Source organism: Spirosoma lacussanchae (genome assembly GCF_005870035.1).
GTDB lineage: Bacteria > Bacteroidota > Bacteroidia > Cytophagales > Spirosomataceae > Spirosoma > Spirosoma lacussanchae.
Genome location: NZ_SWJG01000001.1, coordinates 1291795 through 1307226, shown reverse-complemented (window position 1 = coordinate 1307226; position 15432 = coordinate 1291795). Strand labels below are relative to the sequence as shown.

Sequence of the window (15432 nt, the reverse complement as noted above, 5' to 3'; positions counted from 1 at the left end):
CAGGCCGAAAGGCACCTGCAACAGGGAGCTGGACCAACGTTCAGCTCCCTGTTTGTTTATAGACCCACGCCAGCCGGTATCCAGCCCGTAAGCAATGGCCTGGTTGCCACCCATTTAAACTACTATTTCTATAGGTAATACATAAATTATTGATTTTCAAATCAGAATCCGATCTATATAAGAAATACACCCTTTGCTAGATTCACCACCACTTAGTAAATATAGATACCATTAATCTGTTTTATAACAACATTTTGTTACCAAATTTGCGCAAATAATAAATAAACGCATATGCGATATAGCTACCTCATCCTGCTGCTGGCCACCTCCCTGTCGGCCTACTGCCAGACTGGCCTTTCTACCGATCAGCGGCAAGTTAACACCCCGATCCGGCCGTTACCCTCCTACCGGCCCGGGTTCGCCGTCATGCTCTCTGCCGGTTCGGCGGGCGGTGGCGTAGCTGTTGGGTACTCCCTCAACCGGCAACTGGCGGCCCGGCTTGGGCTCAACCTATTCAGCTACTCAGGTACGCTGACAAGCGGCAAAGATACCGACGACATTCAGATCGGGTTCGATTACAAGCTGAAGCTTCTCAACACCAATCTGCTGCTCGACTATTATCCGTTCAAACGGTCCGGGTTTCGGCTGACGGGTGGAGCTTTTTACAATCTCAACCAGATCAGCTTCTTCGGCAAACCGGTCAAAGACGTGAAGTTCAACGACATCACCTTCACTATAGACGAAGTGGGAACCCTCGACGGCAGAGCCGACTTCAACAAGATTGCGCCTTATATCGGGCTCGGCTTTGGAAATCCGTACACCCGTAGCCGGCTTAAGTTCATGGCTGACGTTGGTTTCTTCTACCAGCAGTCTCCACAAATTACGTTTAGAACGACCGGCCTGCTGGAGCCATCGTCGGACCAGGGTGCCGTCATTGAAAATAACCTGAAGCCGCTTAAGTATTACCCGATTGTCACGATTGGCTTGGCCTACAAACTGTAATCCATACCAGCCTTCAAACTGTATAGTCCTTTTATGAAAAACCTTCGTTCGTTATCGTCGTACTCTCTGCTCAAGGCAGTGGCGCTGTCTACCACCATCGGCCTGGCCGTGGGTTGTCAGAACCTCAAAGACATTCAGAATATCGATCCGCTCAGGGATGTGGTATTCAAACTGAACTACCAACCGGCAAAAACCCAGATACAGGGGCTGGTTGTTGACGCCAGAACCGGCTTACCGCTGCAGATTCCCATCCAGGTGTACATCGTAGGGAAAGACGCCGGTCGGGCCATTACCTTCGACGGTAAAGCCATTAGTACTTACCGAGCCCCCAAAGGTGATATCTTCATCGGCCTGACCGGAGCTGAGCCAACCCGCGCCACCCCAGCCGAACTGCGCATTGTCGTGGACGCCGATGGGTATACCGCTTCCAGCATGAACCTGACCCTGACCAGAGCCCTCAATGATCCGTTTACGATCCGGCTGGTCAAGTTCGACGCGCCCCCGACGGGTGCAGCCTCGAAAGCGCTATCGACCCCGACGTCGGCATCGGGCGTGGTGACGTCGCCCCGGGTGGTGGAGATCACGACGCCAGCGAGCGGCTCGATCGCGGCTACCCAGCTGAGCCTGTCCATCCCGGCCAGCACGGCCCTGAAAGACAGCAAAGGTGCTCCGGTCACGGGCAATGTAACTACTTCAGTTGTGGCTTTCAACGGGCAAAGTCCGGAAGCGCTGCAGGCTTTTCCGGGTGGCCTAACGGCACCGGTGGCCAAAAGCGCTCAGGGTAAAACCGACGCCAAAGGCCTTTTCAATCCAATCGGGTTTGTGGCCATCGAAATGAAGAATCCGGCCGGGCAGATCGTATCGACCTTCAGCCAGCCGGTTACGATTCAGATGAGTGTGCCGACGACTACGTTCAATCCGGCAACGGGTCGGCCCATCAGCGTCAATGACCGGCTTGAGGTCTACAGCTATAACGAACTGACCGGCGCCTGGACGTTTGAGCGGGAGGTAGCCGTTCGGCAGGCAACCAACGGACTGGCTGTCGACGTTCCAATCACTCACCTGTCGTACTACAGCATAACCACCCAGCGCGCGGCCGAAACCTGCTCGATCACCTACACGGTTCGTAACCTGCCCACGGGCACCGCCTACGTATATTCGCTTTTCAGGTACGATCAGGGCTTCGGCGGCACCCGGCAGGTGGTCGCTTCGCAGAGCAGCACCGATGGCCGTATTTCCTTTACCGTGCCCGCTGGTAATTACGAACTGGCTCTGTACGATCCGCTCGACAATACGCTACTCGGCTCGACCCGCAGCACCAATCCGTGTGGTGATATCGGCGTAGACGTTACGATTCCAACCGGCCAGCTGAAAGCGGCCTTTACCGTGCGGGCGGTCTGTGAAAACGGGAAAAATTTCGAGGTATACCCCACCGTCAGCGTTTACTACGGCGAAACCGGCAAAACCCCCGTTGCGGTTGCTACCTTCGAGAACGGCAAAGGGATTCTGACGGGTCTCAAACCGAATACGAGCTATACCGCTACCGTTTACTACGAAGGCGGCTACAGCGTCGATTTCAACTCCGGCACCCAGGACTCCGAACACCTGCTCGAGTACGTGCTGAAGTCATACACCCAGGCCTGCAAGAACTAGCTACTACGGTGCCGCGACGCCGGGCTTTATCCGGCCTCCGTTCATCGCTCTCTACGTCATCTTACCCTTTACACACGCAAGCCCGACCAGACTAATCTGGTCGGGCTTGCTGTTGGTGGAGGCTGGTTCATTTGCCGCTGGTGGTCGATACCGGCGGGTTGATCATAATATGGGCGCGGTGGGTGCCGGGGTCCATGATCCAGGGCATACCGGGGGCTTCGGGTTTGAGCGGCAGCCCCGTACTCTCGACCGTTGCGTACGGAATGTACACCACAGAGCGCAGGTAGCCATCCTTTACAGTGCCGGTGGTCGGGTCGTAGTTGTCGGGCTTGGCTGTATACACAAACAGCGAGGAGGGATTTTTTGGCATGGCCCATTTTTTGGCTTTCACCTCCTGCTCCCGAATCTCCAGTATCTCGTTCGGTTTCTTACCCTGTTGCTTCAGCTCCCGGCCCCGCTTCATAAACGGTTCCAGATCGCGGTGGTAGCACGACACGCTGAGCCCTTTCTGAGCCGGGTCGTCGGCCAGGCAGATCAGTTCGTTGGTACCTTTTCGTAATACCATGAACTCGTTTTTAGCCGAGTAGCCGTATACGGTAGCCCCGGCCTGTTTATCGGCCGGAGCGGCCAGCACAGCGGTCCTGATCTGGATGTCGGCCGGTGGCACATCGGTTGACTGGGCCAGCGCCCCGAAGCCAGCCGATACCAGCCCTACTGTCAGCAGAGTCGTTTTCATAGTAGCGTGTGTTTCTCTTACAAGCCGATCGGGCCGTTGACTTACTCACCCGTTCCGGCGAAAGCCCCGCGGACCGGTTCCGGGCCCCTGCCGATTGAACGGACTCATGCCGGGCGCATTGCCCGAAAAATTACGCAGGTTGTAAACAAAACTGACCAGAAAATAGCGGTTCAGGACCCGGCTCTGCACCTCTTCGGTATACGTATCAGTCACGTTCCTGACGATGCTGCGGTTCTGGTTCAGCAGATCAAAGGCCTGAAAACGAATCTCGCCCTGCTTTTGCTTGAACAGCTGTTTGGCCAGCGTGGCGTTCCAGAGGGTAAACGACTGGTTGAAAGCACCCGACGAGCCGCCGTAGTGGTTGTAGTACACATCGGTCGATACCGTGAAGCCGCCCGGCAGCTGGTAGAACGCATCGATGGTGACGGTCTGGTTCAGGAAAGTCGTGTTCTGCTGCGGCTGGAGCGAGTACCGCGCCGACTGAAAATTGATGGTGCCGCCGAGGTTCAAGTCCAGCTTTTCGGTGAAGTTCGAGCTGATGTTCAGCCCCTGCCCCACGAGCCAGTTGTTGGCCAGGTTGGCCCGGTCGTTTACGAAACTGGTACCCCGGTTGTAGGTCAGGTTGGTGGTCAGGTTCAGATTGGCCTTTTGCTGACCCAGCTTAACGGGCTGCCCCAGCACCAGCGACCCGTTGGCTGTATAGTAGCCATCGGTATTAACGGGCTGCGTCACCTGCGCGCCGGTTTCGTTGAAACGGGTGGCGTTTACGATCTTGTTATCGGTCCGGCTCAGGTTCACGAACGCGAACAGATTGCGAAAGGTAGTTGGCTGAAACCGGTTGAAATTAAGCGACAGCGTATGGGTATATTCGGGTTGCAGGGCCGCGTTGCCGAGCCGGATATTGAGCGGATTGATATTGTCCGGTACGGGTTGTAACTGGCTCACGCTGGGCGCGTTGATGCGGGTGCGGTAGTTGACTCGCAGCCGGCGGTTTTTCCCGAAGTTATAGGTAAACAGGGCATTAGGCAGCAGATTCGTAAACGTCCGGCTGAAGGTGGCGCCGGGGGTAATGTCAGTAGTATCGGGGGTAAGGTTGTCCGAGTTCAGCATGGCCTGCTGGGCATCGAAACCAAGGGCGTAGGTATATTTGAGCCGGTTGGTTTGCCAGGTCATACCGGCCCGGTTGGTCATGAACGTGTTCAGAAATCGGTTGCTGAGCTGGGCGTTGGGCAGGTCGTACTGGCCGGTAGCTTCGTTGAAATTATTGACGAACCGGTTCGAGGTGTTGTTGTTGTTCGACAGGGCGTAGTGGAACTCGATGGTCTGTCGCAACGACAGCGGCTCGGTATAGCTGAGGTTGATGCTGTTGGTTACCGACTGGGTTTCCTGATCGTTGCGCTGGTTGATGACCTGTTCGAAAGGAGCCGTCTGGCTAACTGGTCCACTGGCGGTTGTCGAAATGGGGGTGTTGGGCCGGGCAAAGGTGTTGAGCGATCTGTTAAACCCTTCGTTGTCGACGTTGTTCATCGCCATGTTCCAGTTCAGGGAAATGGTTCGCCCGCGTTTGCGAAACTTACGCAGCAGCAGTACCGAGTTGTTAGCGGTAAAACCGGTTCCGGTCGAGCTGTAGTTGGTATTGCTGGTGTTGACCGGGCGGCCCTGCCCGTCGAGGGTCTGCGAGCTGCTCCGGGTCTGGAAGCCTGAACTCAGCCACGACAGGTTCGGAATAACCCGGATCGTAGTCAGCGAATCAAGACGGTAGTCGAGCCGGAGGTTGACCCGGTGGTTGGTGTTGGTATTGTCGGAGCCATTGTCGCGATTGGTCACAAAAGCCGAGTCGGCCCGGCCGGTACCCGACAGGCCGTTGGGCAGTACGTTCTCGCGTCGGCTGCGCTGATCGGTCAGGGTGTTGGTCTGGCTGGCGTTATAACTGCCTGCCACATCGATTTTTTTGCCCCAGGTGTCGCGGTAGTTCAGCCCACCGGCCCACGACTGGGTAATGGCATTGTTACCGACCTGTCCCCCATTACCCACGCCGGCGAAGGTTCCTCCCCCGCCAACCCGAACCAGGTTGCTGCCTCCGCCACCGCCCATACCCTGACCGGCCCCGCCAAAATTACTGCCCAGGCCCAGGTCCTGCGCCGTGAACCCCTGCTGGTTGAGGTTATTGGCCATGCCCAGCACCGAGATTTGTCGGCCATTGTTGAACCGGTTCAGGCTGGCCCGCGCTGAATACCGAACGTCCTCGCCCGGCTGCGGCCCGGCCGCTACCGACTGCTGCCCGAACGATCCTTTCCGTTTATCTTTCTTGGTGGTGATGTTGATCGTCTTTTCCCGGTCGCCATCGTCGACCCCCGAAAACTGCGACTGCTCTGACTGCTGGTCGTAGAGTTGCACCTTGTCGATGATGTCGGCGGGCAGGTTACGGGTGGCCATTTTCGGATCGTTACCGAAGAAGGGCTTCCCATCGACCAGCACTTTCCGGACCTCCTGCCCCTGCGCCTTTACGGTACCGTCGCGACTGACCTCAACGCCCGGCAGCTTCTTAAGCAAATCCTCTACCTGAGCATTGGGACGGGTCTTGAACGAATCGGCGTTGAACTCGAGCGTGTCTCCTTTGACGGCAATGGGCGCTTTTTCGCCCTGCACCTGAATTTCGCCCAGGGTCTGCGAGGTAGCCACCAGATCGATAGTACCCGCATCTGGATTAAGCGTGGCCGACGAGACCGTTACGGGCCGGGCCTTACCCCGGTAGCCTACGTAGGTAACCAGCACCCGATACGCCCCCGCAGCCACTTTCGGGAATGCAAACTGCCCCTCGCCATCGGTAATCCCGAACGTAACGAGCGACGAATCCCGCGCCGACAGCAGCGATACCGACGCTTCGAGCAACGGTTTGCGGGTCAGCGAGTCCACAACCGCCCCCCGGATGCTGCCCGACTGAGCCAGCGCAGCTTTCATAAAGACAGGACATACCAAAAAAATGACCAGAAGAAGTCGTTTCATAAGTTGTTTGAGGAACGGGCCGGTCTGCCACCACTGACCGAGCGTGTTTGAGCGCTTTTTCAGTTACGGGGGGGCATACCGTTCATCATCCGTTGCCGGAACGTAGCCATCGATTTCCGGCGTAGCTCGTTCATCTCGTCCGACGAAACGGCTTTGGCATTGGCGGGGGGCTGTACGGCGCTGTCGGCAACCGCTTCGGCCGATACGCTCGTGGCTTTGAACGATTCGTTGTCCGATTCGATCTGGAGCACCACGCCCCGCTCCGGCGTCAGCGCGGCTACGGGCGAGTAGGTAAACGGCAGCTCGGTCGTGTACCAGACGGTATAGGTTTCGGCTTCACCGGGGGCCGGTGCGGTGGCCGACGCATCGCCGGGCCGACCACCCATAGTGGGGCGGGCCACACGGGCGGTGGCAGTGGCTTTGTGGCAGAGGTATCCGGCAATCTTTCGGGTTTTGTCGGAGGGTTGCCAGTTCTCGGGTTTGGGCATGGGCCGCTCCGTGCGGTAGGTGGTCTTCACCGAATCGTTGGTGATCGTCATGACGTCGATACGCTGGCGATTGGCCAGATCCAGGAAGGTCGTCTGTTCAAACGGGGGCGTCATGCGGGTTTCGCGGGGAACACCACCGCCCCCGCCGGGTCCACCGCCTATGGTTCGGCTGATCATCATGTTCTGCGGCCGGTCGCGTTCCTCCTTGGCCATGGTGCCCGAAAAAACCAGCTTCTGGGTAAACGAGATCACCTCCGGCATGCCTTCGGGCGCATCGGGAGCGCCGGGACTTCCGGGCCGTACTTCCTGACCGTTGATTACCATCCGTACCTGCGAGAGGTCGACCCGGCGCATGCCTTCGTAGGTGATTTTACCTGCAGTGGGTGGCGTCTGGGCCAACGCAACCGAGGTTGCCAGTAACGTAGGTAAGAGCGCAGAGAATAGATTTTGTTTCATGGCGTAAAGAGCGATTCGGCGGTTGAATGTTGCATAAATATCCCGTTTGGCGGATTGTATTTTGTTAAAAGACGTTAATGAGGAGACGAATGCCCAAATTGTGCCGCTGAATACCATCCTATGAGTCCCAAACGCCTTATTTCCGTTGTCCCGTCGCAAACCGAACTGCTGTTCGACCTGGGGCTGGACGATGCAATTGTGGGTGTCACTAAATTCTGCATCCACCCGGCCGACCGGGTACGCAACAAGCCCATAGTGGGTGGTACCAAGACGCTGAATCTGGACCGTATTCACGACCTTCGGCCCGACCTGATCCTGGCAAATAAGGAAGAGAACACCCGAGACGAGATCGAAGAGCTACAGCAACGGTACCGCGTTCACGTGACTGACATGGCTACGATTCCTGAAGCGTTGTCGATGATCCGCGAGGTAGGAACGCTCGTCGGCAGAAGCCGGCAGGCCGAATCCATCATTACCCGGATCACGAACAGCCTGCCCGCTTTTCCATCCGATTCGGCTTCGCCGTCGGTTGCTTACTTGATCTGGCGCAAGCCGTATATGGTGGCGGCAGGCGGCACCTTCATCGACGCCATGCTCACCGCAGCGGGCTTCCGAAATGCCTTTGCCAGCCAGACCCGTTATCCCGAGCTAGAACCCGACGCGCTGCGGGCGGCCCGCCCCGATCTGATTTTCCTGTCGTCGGAGCCGTACCCCTTCGGCGACAAACACCGGGCCGAGTTCCAGGCTCTCTGTCCGGACGCCCGGGTCGCGATTGTCGATGGCGAGATTTTTTCCTGGTACGGCAGCCGGCTGTTGCAGGCGGGTGACTATCTTAAGAACTTACGCAACCAACTAGACTACCACCCCTGATGGCTACTAATACTTCGTCTGCTATTCGCTCAGCGCCGGCTGCCGATCATATGCTGTCGGTGGCGTCGGTCAACCTGGTTCTGTTTGCGGTTCGGCAACGCGGACTCGATCCCGGGGAGTTGGCCCGGGCGGTAGGCATCGACCCGGCCCGGCTCCGCAACCCCGACGAGCGACTGCCGATCCGGACCATGCAGCACCTCTGGCAGGAAATCGTAAGCCGCTCCGGCGATCCGTCTATTGCGCTCTCGATCGGTGAGCTGGTGAACCCGTTGTCGTTTGGGGTACTGGCCTATGTGATGATGCACTGCCCCAACCTGGGTCAGGCCTTTCAGAAGCTTATTCAGTATCAGGATATCGTCTGTGAAGGCATCCGCACCAGCGGTCGGCACGAGGGTTCGGCCTATGTGCTGTCGCTGCGGCTGACCAGCCCCGACATTGTTTTTCCGGCCTACGCCGTCGAGTCGGAACTGTCGGTCTATTTGGCGGCCATGCGGGCGCTGACGGGGCAGGCGCTCGTAGCCAGGGAGGTCTGGTTTGCCTACCCGCGCCCCATCGATACCAGCCAGCACGAACGGGTTTTCGGCCCGGCCCGGCTCCGGTTCGACGCGCCCGAATCGGCCCTCGTCCTCGACCGCGCCCTGCTCGACACGCCCATCCTCAACGCCAGCCCGGGGCTGTTTACCCTCTTTGAACAACAGGCCAACGAATCAATGAAACGCCTGAAAACCCCGGCCCTGACCGAGCGGGTCCGGACCGAGATTCTGGTATTGATGAAAGGGGAAGAGCCGACGCTGGCAGCCGTTGCCGACCGGCTCGCCATGGGCATCCGGACGTTACAGCTGCATCTGAAAAGCGAACAGACCAGCTATCAGCAGATTCTGGACCAGGTGCGCCGGGATATGGCGATAAAGCACCTGCGCGAACCGCACTTCAGCACCACCGACATTGCCTACCTGCTGGGATTTGCGGAGCCGAGCGTCTTTTTCCGGTCGTTCCGAAAATGGACCGGTCAGACTCCGGGCGCCTATCGCCAGCAACTGTATGCCAGCTAGATACCAGCTTCGGCAGCCTCACAAGACTACTTACGTACAGACGCTCGAAGACTTATTTTCCGGCTCACTTATAGGTGATCGTATACTGAAATTTCCCCATAGCGCCCAGCGGGGCGATACGCTGTGTCGGAAATCCGCGCTCGTTGACCTGCTGCGTTTCGCTGACTAGCGTATAGGTGTTGCAGCCGTACAGGGCGGTACAGTGCTTTATGGTACGGGACAGGAGATTATTAGTCGTCAGCGCATTATCCAGTCCAATCAGGCCGGTAGAGAGTACCTCCCGGTTAAAAACAGCCAGTAGCGCCGTTAGTATTTGATACTCTTTACTCTGCGCAAACACATTCTGATGTGGATCGTACTGCTGATTTACCACCTCGGAAAAGTTATTCGGATTGCGCGCCTTGCTCCAGCTCGATTCGGCCGCTGCATCCAGGTTCCCCTGGCGGTCCAGAAAGAGTCGGCCCAGACTGACATTGGTCTTCAGCGGATACCCCTGCTGATCGACGGCAAAAGAGGCCGTTTTGACGGTCTGGCCCCCAATCACCAAACGGGCATTGATCGTTTGGCCGGTATACGCCAGTTCGAAGCGGCCCGGTTTGGATTGACCATACGCATCCGAATCACGATCGTCAGAAAGCGCGTCTATCGATACGGAAGACAGGCGATCGTGATCATACGCAAACTGCACCCACTGGTTTACAGGTTTGTTACCGGGCGAGGCAGCCAGCAGCGAGTCGCGAACCGACACCAGCTGGTTGGCCGCGTTGTAGACAAAAAGAGACCGGTAGACGAGGTGAGCGAGCGTACCCTCAGCATGGTAGTCGATCGAAGCAGGCAGGGTCAGCCGGGTCGGGGCGACTTCAGCGTCGATGGTCGTCAGTTTCTGACAGGAGGTAGCAGCGAGCAGAACGCTTCCTAAAAAAAGGCTGGTTAAACGGGCGGTGTAGTTCATAACAGATCGGATGCAGAGACAGGCAAAAAACAGGCAAATTCTCGACAAAACAAAACAGTCGACTTATTTCATATGATGGATATACCGAATTGATGCTGAGACTCTAACCCAATACGGCGTTCCATTGATCGTCTCCTATCAGAAATGGCTATCTGCTTAACTTTATCGCCGGCCGGAACGGTAGTTAGTTCATCCCAGTCAGCCCCGGTGCTTCTACAGCGCTCCCAAACTGGTATGCTTGAAACTATCGGCGTACTTCAGCCCGTAGCCCGCCACCCGGTCCATACTCGAATGCGCTACCAGCATGACCCCCGTCAGCATCAGGTACTGATTACCGACGGCCAGCCCCCAGATACCGATCAGGATACCCAGCGCTTTGTGGTGAACCAGATTATAGGTTACAGCGCCCACGGCCGGGTTAATCAGGTACCCTACCATACTCAGGTCGGGTAGCAGTAGCAGGGCCGGAAACCACCACCAGGCAAACGTCAATTGCGAAAACAGATACACACACGCCAGGAATAAGGCAAACTCTTCGGCTTTGAGCAGGTTTTTCATCGGATTAGTGTTCGTGAGAACGTTTAGTACATCACAAAGGTCCGACGAACCGACCGGGTGGTCGATGACGAAAAAAGCAATCTTACTGACCAATTACGAAAATCGCAGCGTCGTTGATCGACCCACCAGGCCCGGCATAATCAGCTAAGCTTTGGTCCCTTCGGCCAGCGGCTCCACCATGACAACGTTGGCCATATCATCCCAGAACGAGGGATACGACTTGGCCACAACGCCCGGCTCTTCGATGATGACAGCGCGCTGCATCGCCACCGGCGCAAAGGCCATGGCCATCCGGTGATCGTCGTAGGTATCAATAACCGGGGTAGATAGCCCGGCCGGCGCATCGGTCAGCGAACGGACTTCGTAGCGGTGGTTTGCTTCGACCTCTACCAGTTCAGCCCCTAGTTTTCGGAGTTCAGTCTGCAGGGCCAGTACGCGGTCGGTTTCTTTGATCTTCAGGCTTTCGATGCCGGTCAGGGTGAGCGCCACCCCGCTAACGGCCGCACAGACGGCCACGGTCTGCGCCAGATCCGGACAGTCGGTAAAATCCCAGCTCAGGGCCGACTCGGCCGGGCGCCGGGTCAGCGTCACGCCCCGATCGGTAAAAGTGCTCTCGACGCCCAGCGCCCGCATGATTTCGACAATAGCACTGTCGCCCTGCAACGACTGCGGCTTCAGTCCAAGCAGGTCGATGGTGGTATCCGGATCGCCCGACAAGGCCACTACGCTGTACCAGTAACTGGCACCCGACCAATCGGACTCGATCTGATACGGTTTCGGTGTATAGGGCTGGGGAGCTACGGTAATGGTTCGCTCGTCCCAGTTAGCCTGCACATCGGCCCCGAAATAGACCATCTGCGCTATCGTCATCTCGATATACGGGCGTGACCCGATCGGGCCGGTCAGCGTCAGGGTCAGACCCTGCGGCAGCATCGGGGCAATCATCAGCAGGGCCGAGATGTACTGGCTGCTCACGTCGCCCCGGATGCTAAGTGTATACTGACCCGACGCGCTGAACCCGTTCAGTTGCAGCGGAGGATAACCTTCGTTGTTGAGGTACATAATGTCGGCCCCGAGTGCCCGCAGCGCATCGACCAGGATACCGATGGGCCGTTCGCACATGCGGGGGGTACCCGTCATAATCTTCGGCTGCCCCGTTACGGCGAAATAAGCCGTCAGGAACCGCATAGTCGTACCCGCATCGAGTACATCGGCCGTGTCGGGCTGCCCCGTTGGTGCGACCGCTTTCAGCAGCCGGATCATGGTTTGCGTATCACGGGCTGTAGATAGATTCTGGAGATCACACCGGAAACCGGTCAGGGCATCGAGGATGAGGGCGCGGTTGCTTTCGCTCTTCGACGAAGCCAGCGGGATAGTAGCCCGAACGGGACCAGGGGCAGGAGATAAACGAACGGCGTTCAAAAGACAGGATGGGTAATGGCTCGAATTAGTTCGCAAAAAAACGAAATAACCGCTAGATTCCGGCCATGTTTACGGCCGACAGTCGGTTGGCTGTACGAAAAATAGCCCTTACACGACGTAGATGAACTACATTACCAACGCCACTGTCTTCACCGGCAACGAATGGCTGCCCGGTGCGTCGGTGCGCCTGACCAATGGTCGTATCCAGGAACTGACCACCGATCCGGTAACGGCCTCCGACGACGATGTACTGGATATCAACGGCGATTACCTGGTCCCGGGCCTGATTGATCTGCAGCTCTACGGGGGTTCTCACCTCTTCCTGAACGATCAGCCTACACCCGACACGGTCCGCCATATATACGACACCCACGCCCGCAACGGCACCACGAGCCTGCTGCCCACCATTCATTCGACTTCACTCGATCTGATGCAGCAGGCGATGGCCGCGGTACAGACCGTTCGGCACGAAAATCCGTTCGGGGTTCCGGGTATCCACGCAGAAGGCCCTTATTTCAACCCCATCAAACGCGGAGCCCACAGCGCGGCCTATGTCCGAACCCCGGCCGAGGGCGAGCTGGAAACGCTGTTCGGCACCAACGCCGACATAATCCGAATCCTGACGCTGGCCCCCGAAATACTGACGCCTTCGCAACGGGATATAATCCAGCAGCTGAAGCATTCGAACACGCTACTGTCGCTGGGCCACTCCAACGCGACCTATCTTCAGGCCCGGCAGTCGTTCGACAGTGGTTTCACGCCCCTGTCTACGCACCTGTACAATGCCATGCGTGGATTCGAGAGCCGTGAGCCGGGCGTTGTGGGGGCCGTTTTTGACCACCCGGCGGTTCGGGTCAGCATCATTGCCGATGGCTACCATTGCGATCCGGCCACGATCCGAATTGCCCATAAGCTCCTGGGCGACCGGCTGTTTCTAATATCCGACGCCCTGTTTGCCAGCTCACCGGGCCGCCCCGGACCACGGGCTACGTTCTCGCTGGGTGAATTTGTCGTTCATTACGAGCCGGATGCCAATGGACCCGGCCGCTACGTCAATAACGAAGGGAAGCTGGCCGGATCGGCCCTGACGCTGATCGACTGCGTTCGGGTGGCGGTCAATCAGGCAGCCGTCGCCTTATCCGATGCGTTGCGGATGGCCAGTACGATTCCGGCGGAGATCATCGGGATGGGTAACGAGTTAGGAAAAATTCAGCCTGGCTACGTCGCCAACCTGGTTCGGCTCGACCAGTCGCTGACTACAAAAAGCGTATGGGTTTCGGGGGCGTTGATGGCGCCTTGATCGGTTAACCCCGGCATTCATGCCGACGGCACCAAGGCAAACCTCGGCAATCCCCGGCATTTATGCCGGGGCTATTCATGGATCGCCCCGGGCCAGATCCGGCTCATTAGACCAATGACTAGCGTCGGCATTTATGCCGATGCAACCAATCCCCACTCGCTACCAACTACCAACCCCCGGCATAAATGCCGGGGCTAGTCATGGATCGCCCTAGGGCCAGATCCGGACTCATTAGACCAATGACTAGCGTCGGCATTCATGCCGACGGGACCAATCCCCGACGTTATCAATCCGAACCCGCATCATAATATACCCCGACACCATCAATCCACCCGTCGATACAGGCTCAGCTCGTCGTCGCCTACGCGCCCGCGGTCGAAAAGGATACCCCGCACGGTAGGGGCTTCGATACCTCCGCCCAATAGCATCGGGCTGCGGAACACCCGCATTTCGTCCCAGAGACCGGCGTCGATAAAGGCATTGAGCAGGGTAGTTCCCCCTTCTACCAGGACCGACTGAACAGACCGCTGCCGCAGATCGTCGAGCAGCTGGGGCAGAAGTGGCTGGTCAGCCTTCAGCTGTACGAGAGTCGTCTGGCCAACGGTTTCTGTTTTGATCAGGTTGTACCGTAGCGTGGGCTGCGACCCGTCGAATAGGTGGAGCCCCGCATCCAGCCGAAGCGCCCGGTCGATAACGATCCGTATCGGGTTTCGGCCGGGTACCAGCCGTACGTTAAGCCGGGGGTTGTCGGTGTGGGCGGTGTTGGTGCCAACCATGATCGCGTCTTCTTCAGTCCGCCAGCGGTGTACCAGCCGTTGCGACAGGGGTCCGCTGATCTGCACCGGCGTACCACCCGCCCCCGCCAGATACCCATCGGTCGTTTCGGCCCACTTCAGGATCACATACGGCCGCTGTTTCTCCATGAAAGTAAAAAAGCGGCCGTTGAGCCATCGACCCTCTTCGGCCAGTACGCCCGTTTCGACCGGAATGCCAGCTGCCCGCAGTTTGTCGAACCCCCGCCCGGCTACCAACGGATTCGGATCATCGTTACAGCAGACAACCCGGCCAATTTTCTTTTCGATCAGCAGATCGGCGCAGGGGGGCTGTTTGCCGTAATGCGAGCAGGGTTCGAGAGTTACGTAGGCGGTGCTGTCGGCCAGTAGCGGTTCATCTTCAGGGCGAAGCGACAGCACGGCGTTCCGTTCAGCGTGGGCCTGCCCGTAGCGTTCGTGCCAGCCTTCGCCAATAATCCGATCGCCGTGAACAATTACGCAACCCACCATCGGGTTGGGGCTGACGTGGCCCCGACCTAGCGCGGCCAGTTCGAGCGCACGACGCATATATTGTTCATTCATCATCAGGTTGTAGATGATTGCGTCTGACCTATATAATCAGACGCAATCGATTTCTAGATTGCTTTGCTATATTTCTTAAAAAGAAACCCAAATTACGTCATGCTTCGCACATGCATTACCTCCGTCCTGCTGGGTATTGGCCTGATAACGGCCGGAACCGCACAGGCTCAAACCCTGACCGAAAACACCACCTGGCTCAAAAAAGAACTCAATGAGCTTGTCGATAGCAGCGATGCCAAACCGGTTTTCGACTTTAAAGACTGCCTGATGACTATGAATGTCAATACAAAAGAAGAAGGCATTCGGGTCAAAGTAGACATGAACTGGCCATTGAAAGAAATTCGCAAAGTAAGTTATAAAGCAGCCAGTAACGGCAACTACACCCTGGTTCTGGATGTTCCGGCCAACCAGGTAAAAGGAAAAGTAAAGGTTGGTATTTTCTCGAAAACGCTGCGCGAAAAAGGCGACGGCGGACACACCTCGCTCGACCTGAACACCCGCGACGAAAAACGAATACAGGCCATTCAGCAACGGTTCGAAACGTCCATCCGGCAATGCCAGCGCGGGAGTTGACCACCGAAC

Annotated in this window: 13 protein-coding genes; 6 read left to right on the top strand and 7 right to left on the bottom strand. The window is 57.4% G+C overall.

The window, feature by feature from the left end; translation table 11 throughout:
* Positions 1–291 precede the first annotated feature (291 nt).
* Together FBR45_RS05440 and FBR45_RS05435 are read left to right on the top strand one after the other, a co-directional pair.
* Complete coding sequence (locus FBR45_RS05440) at positions 292–1002, top strand: hypothetical protein (protein WP_138500053.1); 711 nt, start codon at positions 292–294, stop codon at positions 1000–1002.
* Between the two features lie 33 nt (positions 1003–1035).
* On the top strand, positions 1036–2655 hold the full coding sequence (locus FBR45_RS05435) for a hypothetical protein (RefSeq protein WP_138500051.1): 1620 nt from the start codon (positions 1036–1038) through the stop codon (positions 2653–2655).
* Between the two features lie 127 nt (positions 2656–2782).
* Here FBR45_RS05435 and FBR45_RS05430 read toward each other — a convergent pair whose 3' ends face one another.
* Genes FBR45_RS05430 through FBR45_RS05420 form a run of 3 tightly spaced genes read right to left on the bottom strand, consistent with a single transcriptional unit; the run spans position 2783 to position 7341 of the window.
* Positions 2783–3391, bottom strand: a complete 609-nt coding sequence (locus FBR45_RS05430; protein WP_138500049.1) for a hypothetical protein — start codon at positions 3389–3391, stop codon at positions 2783–2785.
* A 45-nt stretch (positions 3392–3436) separates the two neighbouring features.
* Positions 3437–6397: an outer membrane beta-barrel family protein gene (locus FBR45_RS05425; protein WP_138500047.1), complete on the bottom strand. Its 2961-nt coding sequence runs from the start codon at positions 6395–6397 to the stop codon at positions 3437–3439.
* Between the two features lie 59 nt (positions 6398–6456).
* On the bottom strand, positions 6457–7341 hold the full coding sequence (locus FBR45_RS05420; protein ID WP_138500045.1) for a GLPGLI family protein: 885 nt from the start codon (positions 7339–7341) through the stop codon (positions 6457–6459).
* Between the two features lie 120 nt (positions 7342–7461).
* Here FBR45_RS05420 and FBR45_RS05415 point away from each other — a divergent pair, with 120 nt between their 5' ends.
* Together FBR45_RS05415 and FBR45_RS05410 are read left to right on the top strand one after the other, a co-directional pair.
* The gene (locus tag FBR45_RS05415; RefSeq protein ID WP_138500043.1) at positions 7462–8211 is read left to right on the top strand and encodes a helical backbone metal receptor; all 750 of its coding nucleotides are present in this window, start codon (positions 7462–7464) and stop codon (positions 8209–8211) included.
* Complete coding sequence (locus FBR45_RS05410; protein WP_246082115.1) at positions 8211–9263, top strand: AraC family transcriptional regulator; 1053 nt, start codon at positions 8211–8213, stop codon at positions 9261–9263. Before FBR45_RS05415 ends, FBR45_RS05410 begins: the two co-directional genes overlap by 1 nt.
* Positions 9264–9327: 64 nt before the next feature.
* On the opposite strand, the gene FBR45_RS05405 is transcribed toward FBR45_RS05410, so the two are convergent.
* The 3 genes from FBR45_RS05405 to aroA form a co-directional block, all read right to left on the bottom strand.
* The gene (locus FBR45_RS05405; protein ID WP_138500041.1) at positions 9328–10215 is read right to left on the bottom strand and encodes a hypothetical protein; all 888 of its coding nucleotides are present in this window, start codon (positions 10213–10215) and stop codon (positions 9328–9330) included.
* A 213-nt stretch (positions 10216–10428) separates the two neighbouring features.
* Positions 10429–10773, bottom strand: coding sequence for a DUF4260 domain-containing protein (locus FBR45_RS05400; RefSeq protein ID WP_138500039.1), 345 nt, complete (start codon positions 10771–10773; stop codon positions 10429–10431).
* Between the two features lie 144 nt (positions 10774–10917).
* Positions 10918–12195 carry a 3-phosphoshikimate 1-carboxyvinyltransferase gene (aroA, locus tag FBR45_RS05395; protein WP_138500036.1) on the bottom strand — a complete coding sequence of 426 codons (1278 nt, stop codon included), beginning with the start codon at positions 12193–12195 and terminating at the stop codon, positions 10918–10920.
* A gap of 121 nt (positions 12196–12316) precedes the next feature.
* Here aroA and nagA point away from each other — a divergent pair, with 121 nt between their 5' ends.
* Positions 12317–13495 (top strand): N-acetylglucosamine-6-phosphate deacetylase, encoded by a 1179-nt coding sequence (nagA, locus tag FBR45_RS05390; protein ID WP_138500034.1) that lies wholly within the window; start codon positions 12317–12319, stop codon positions 13493–13495.
* A 323-nt stretch (positions 13496–13818) separates the two neighbouring features.
* Here nagA and ribD read toward each other — a convergent pair whose 3' ends face one another.
* The gene (gene ribD, locus FBR45_RS05385; protein WP_138500033.1) at positions 13819–14850 is read right to left on the bottom strand and encodes a bifunctional diaminohydroxyphosphoribosylaminopyrimidine deaminase/5-amino-6-(5-phosphoribosylamino)uracil reductase RibD; all 1032 of its coding nucleotides are present in this window, start codon (positions 14848–14850) and stop codon (positions 13819–13821) included.
* A 99-nt stretch (positions 14851–14949) separates the two neighbouring features.
* On the opposite strand from ribD, the gene FBR45_RS05380 reads away from it, so the two are divergent.
* Positions 14950–15423 carry a hypothetical protein gene (locus FBR45_RS05380; protein WP_138500031.1) on the top strand — a complete coding sequence of 158 codons (474 nt, stop codon included), beginning with the start codon at positions 14950–14952 and terminating at the stop codon, positions 15421–15423.
* The last annotated feature ends 9 nt before the right edge of the window (positions 15424–15432 follow it).

Excerpts from the sequence above, each read along its gene's own strand:
- FBR45_RS05410 (WP_246082115.1), top strand. The coding sequence starts at position 8,211 with ATGGCTACTAATACTTCGTCTGCTATTCGCTCAGCGCCGGCTGCCGAT.
- FBR45_RS05435 (WP_138500051.1), top strand. The coding sequence starts at position 1,036 with ATGAAAAACCTTCGTTCGTTATCGTCGTACTCTCTGCTCAAGGCAGTG.
- FBR45_RS05425 (WP_138500047.1), bottom strand. The coding sequence starts at position 6,397 with ATGAAACGACTTCTTCTGGTCATTTTTTTGGTATGTCCTGTCTTTATG.
- FBR45_RS05405 (WP_138500041.1), bottom strand. The coding sequence starts at position 10,215 with ATGAACTACACCGCCCGTTTAACCAGCCTTTTTTTAGGAAGCGTTCTG.
- FBR45_RS05440 (WP_138500053.1), top strand. The coding sequence starts at position 292 with ATGCGATATAGCTACCTCATCCTGCTGCTGGCCACCTCCCTGTCGGCC.
- FBR45_RS05380 (WP_138500031.1), top strand. The coding sequence starts at position 14,950 with ATGCTTCGCACATGCATTACCTCCGTCCTGCTGGGTATTGGCCTGATA.
- FBR45_RS05430 (WP_138500049.1), bottom strand. The coding sequence starts at position 3,391 with ATGAAAACGACTCTGCTGACAGTAGGGCTGGTATCGGCTGGCTTCGGG.
- FBR45_RS05420 (WP_138500045.1), bottom strand. The coding sequence starts at position 7,341 with ATGAAACAAAATCTATTCTCTGCGCTCTTACCTACGTTACTGGCAACC.
- nagA (WP_138500034.1), top strand. The coding sequence starts at position 12,317 with ATGAACTACATTACCAACGCCACTGTCTTCACCGGCAACGAATGGCTG.
- FBR45_RS05400 (WP_138500039.1), bottom strand. The coding sequence starts at position 10,773 with ATGAAAAACCTGCTCAAAGCCGAAGAGTTTGCCTTATTCCTGGCGTGT.
- FBR45_RS05415 (WP_138500043.1), top strand. The coding sequence starts at position 7,462 with ATGAGTCCCAAACGCCTTATTTCCGTTGTCCCGTCGCAAACCGAACTG.
- ribD (WP_138500033.1), bottom strand. The coding sequence starts at position 14,850 with ATGAATGAACAATATATGCGTCGTGCGCTCGAACTGGCCGCGCTAGGT.